The organism is Pseudomonas sp. BF-B-30 (genome assembly GCF_019956305.1).
Classification (GTDB): domain Bacteria; phylum Pseudomonadota; class Gammaproteobacteria; order Pseudomonadales; family Pseudomonadaceae; genus Aquipseudomonas; species Aquipseudomonas jessenii.
In genome coordinates, this window is sequence record NZ_JAHBDG010000072.1 from 1 (window position 1) to 2,971 (window position 2,971).

Annotated in this window: 3 protein-coding genes; all 3 read right to left on the minus strand. The window is 61.8% G+C overall.

What is annotated here, in order from left to right; translation table 11 throughout:
- Positions 1 to 9: 9 nt before the first annotated feature.
- The 3 genes from KGB29_RS25865 to KGB29_RS25875 are packed head-to-tail and all read right to left on the minus strand — an operon-like array spanning position 10 to position 2,929.
- Positions 10 to 1,446: an NAD(P)(+) transhydrogenase (Re/Si-specific) subunit beta gene (locus KGB29_RS25865; protein ID WP_057712570.1), complete on the minus strand. Its 1,437-nt coding sequence runs from the start codon at positions 1,444 to 1,446 to the stop codon at positions 10 to 12.
- The gene (locus tag KGB29_RS25870) at positions 1,443 to 1,796 is read right to left on the minus strand and encodes an NAD(P) transhydrogenase subunit alpha (protein WP_057712569.1); all 354 of its coding nucleotides are present in this window, start codon (positions 1,794 to 1,796) and stop codon (positions 1,443 to 1,445) included. The genes KGB29_RS25865 and KGB29_RS25870 overlap by 4 nt, the downstream gene beginning before the upstream one ends.
- A gap of 11 nt (positions 1,797 to 1,807) precedes the next feature.
- Complete coding sequence (locus KGB29_RS25875; RefSeq protein ID WP_102685615.1) at positions 1,808 to 2,929, minus strand: Re/Si-specific NAD(P)(+) transhydrogenase subunit alpha; 1,122 nt, start codon at positions 2,927 to 2,929, stop codon at positions 1,808 to 1,810.
- Positions 2,930 to 2,971: the final 42 nt, after the last annotated feature.

The following is a 2,971-nucleotide window of genomic DNA, read 5'->3' on the forward strand; positions in this document are numbered from 1 at the left end:
CGCAGAGGGTTACTCGACGGCTTTAACCATGTCTTCGATGACCTTTTTAGCGTCGCCGAACACCATCATGGTCTTGTCCAGGTAGAACAGTTCGTTGTCCAGGCCGGCGTAGCCGCTGGCCATCGAGCGCTTGTTGACGATGATGGTCTTGGCCTTGAACGCTTCGAGGATCGGCATGCCGGCAATCGGCGATTTCGGATCGTTCTTCGCGGCCGGGTTGACCACGTCGTTGGCGCCCAACACCAGTACCACGTCGGCCTGGCCGAACTCGGAGTTGATGTCGTCCATCTCGAACACCTGGTCGTAAGGCACTTCGGCCTCGGCCAGCAACACGTTCATGTGGCCGGGCATACGACCGGCAACCGGGTGGATCGCATACTTCACGGTCACGCCGCGATGGGTCAGCTTCTCGGTCAGCTCTTTCAGCGCGTGTTGCGCACGTGCCACCGCCAGACCGTAGCCCGGCACGATGATCACGGTGTCGGCGTTGGTCAGCAGGAAGGTCGCGTCGTCGGCCGAACCGGACTTCACCGGACGGGCTTCTTTCGAACCCGCCGGGCCGGCCGCGTCCGCCGTATTGCCGAAGCCCCCGAGCAGTACATTAAAGAAGGAGCGGTTCATCGCCTTGCACATGATGTACGAGAGGATTGCACCGGACGAACCTACCAGCGAACCGGCGATGATCAGCATCGAGTTGTTCAGCGAGAAGCCGATGCCCGCCGCTGCCCAGCCGGAGTAGCTGTTGAGCATCGACACGACCACGGGCATGTCCGCGCCGCCGATCGGGATGATGATCAGCACGCCGAGCACGAAGGCCAACGCCAGCATCACGCCGAAAGCGGTGTAGTCGCCGGTGAGCATGAACGTCACGCCCAGGCCCAGTGTGGCCAGGCCCAGCAGCAGGTTCAGCTTGTGCTGGCCACTGAACTGTACCGGTGCACCCTGGAACAGGCGGAACTTGTACTTGCCGGACAGCTTGCCGAAGGCGATCACCGAACCGGAGAAGGTGATTGCACCGATGGCGGCACCGAGGAACAGTTCCAGGCGGTTACCGGCCGGGATCGCGTCACCGAGTTGCTTGACGATGCCCAGCGACTGCGGCTCGACCACGGCAGCCACGGCGATGAACACCGCGGCCAGGCCGATCATGCTGTGCATGAAGGCGACCAGCTCCGGCATCTTGGTCATTTCAACGCGTTTGGCCATGATCGAACCGGCAGTGCCGCCGATCAGCAGGCCGACGATCACGTAGACGATACCGTCTTGAGCCAGTTCGGCACCGAGCTTATAGATCAAGCCGACCGTGGTGAGGATCGCCAGGCCCATGCCGAGCATGCCGAACAGGTTGCCACGGCGCGACGTGGTGGGGTGCGAGAGGCCCTTGAGCGCCTGGATGAAGCAGACCGAGGCGATCAAATACAGGGAAGTAACCAGGTTCATGCTCATGCTTGCTGCACCTCAGCCTTGACTGCTTCAGCCTTGGCGGCCGGAGCTTTTGCCGGCGCTTTCTTCTTGAACATTTCCAGCATGCGGCGGGTGACCAAAAAGCCACCGAATACGTTGACCGCGGCCAGGGCCACGGCCAGGGTGCCCATGGTCTTGCCCAGTGGCGTCACGGTCAAAGCCGCTGCCAGCATGGCACCGACGATCACGATCGCCGAGATCGCGTTGGTCACCGCCATCAACGGGGTGTGCAGCGCAGGCGTGACGTTCCAGACCACGTGGTAACCGACATAGATCGCCAGCACGAAGATGATCAGGTTGTAGATACCGTCAGAGATCAGCATGTCTTCCATTGTTTTTATCCTCAGCCGTTCTTGCGCACGATCTGGCCGTCGCGGCACATCAGGCACGCGGCGACGATATCGTCTTCAAGGTTGATCACCAGTTGTCCTTCTTTATCGAACAACAGTTTCATGAAGTCCAGCAGGTTGCGGGCGTACAGCGCCGAAGCGTCAGCCGCCACGGCGCTGGCCAGGTTGGTCGGGCCCACGATGGTCACGCCGTTTTCGACGACCACCTGGTCGGCCACGGTCAGCGGGCAGTTGCCGCCCTGGGCGGCCGCGAGATCGATGACCACCGAACCCGGTTTCATCTGGGCCACGGTTTGCGCGCTGAGCAGCGTCGGCGCCTTGCGGCCCGGAATCAGCGCGGTGGTGATAACGATGTCCGCCTGCTTGGCGCGTTCGTGCACGGCCGCGGCCTGGCGCTGCATCCAGCTGGCCGGCATCGGGCGGGCGTAACCGCCGACACCGACGGCGCATTCGCGCTCTTCATCGGTCTCGTAGGGCACGTCGACGAACTTGGCGCCGAGGGATTCGATCTGTTCTTTTACCGCAGGACGCACGTCAGACGCTTCGATCACCGCCCCCAGGCGCTTGGCGGTAGCGATGGCCTGCAAACCGGCCACACCGGCACCGAGGATCAGCACGCGCGCCGCTTTCACGGTGCCCGCAGCAGTCATCAGCATTGGCATGAAACGCGGGTAGTAGTGAGCGGCCAGCAACACAGCCTTGTAGCCGGCGATGTTGGCTTGCGACGACAGTACGTCCAGGCTCTGGGCGCGGGAGGTACGCGGCGCGGCTTCCAGGGCAAAGGCGGTAATGCCGCATTCGGCCATTTTGGCGATGGTTTCATTGCTGAACGGATTGAGCATGCCCACCACTACGGTGCCGCTCTTGATCAGGGCGAGCTCGCTGTCGCTGGGCGCGACCACCTTCAGAATCAGCTCGGCAGCAAACGCATCGTTGGCGCTGCCAATACTTGCGCCTGCCGCTTCATAGGCACTGTCGACAACGCTGGCATTAATGCCGGCGCCGCTTTGTACAGTGACCTTATGGCCCTGGCCGATCAGCTTCTTGATGGTTTCCGGGGTTGCAGCAACCCGTGTTTCACCGGTCTGGGTTTCGAGAGGAACACCAATGTGCACGTCAAATCTCCTGCGTGATCTTATTGAGTAAACCCATGCACT

Coding starts and splice junctions, on each gene's coding strand:
- KGB29_RS25865 (WP_057712570.1), bottom strand. CDS start 1,446: ATGAGCATGAACCTGGTTACTTCCCTGTATTTGATCGCCTCGGTCTGC.
- KGB29_RS25870 (WP_057712569.1), bottom strand. CDS start 1,796: ATGGAAGACATGCTGATCTCTGACGGTATCTACAACCTGATCATCTTC.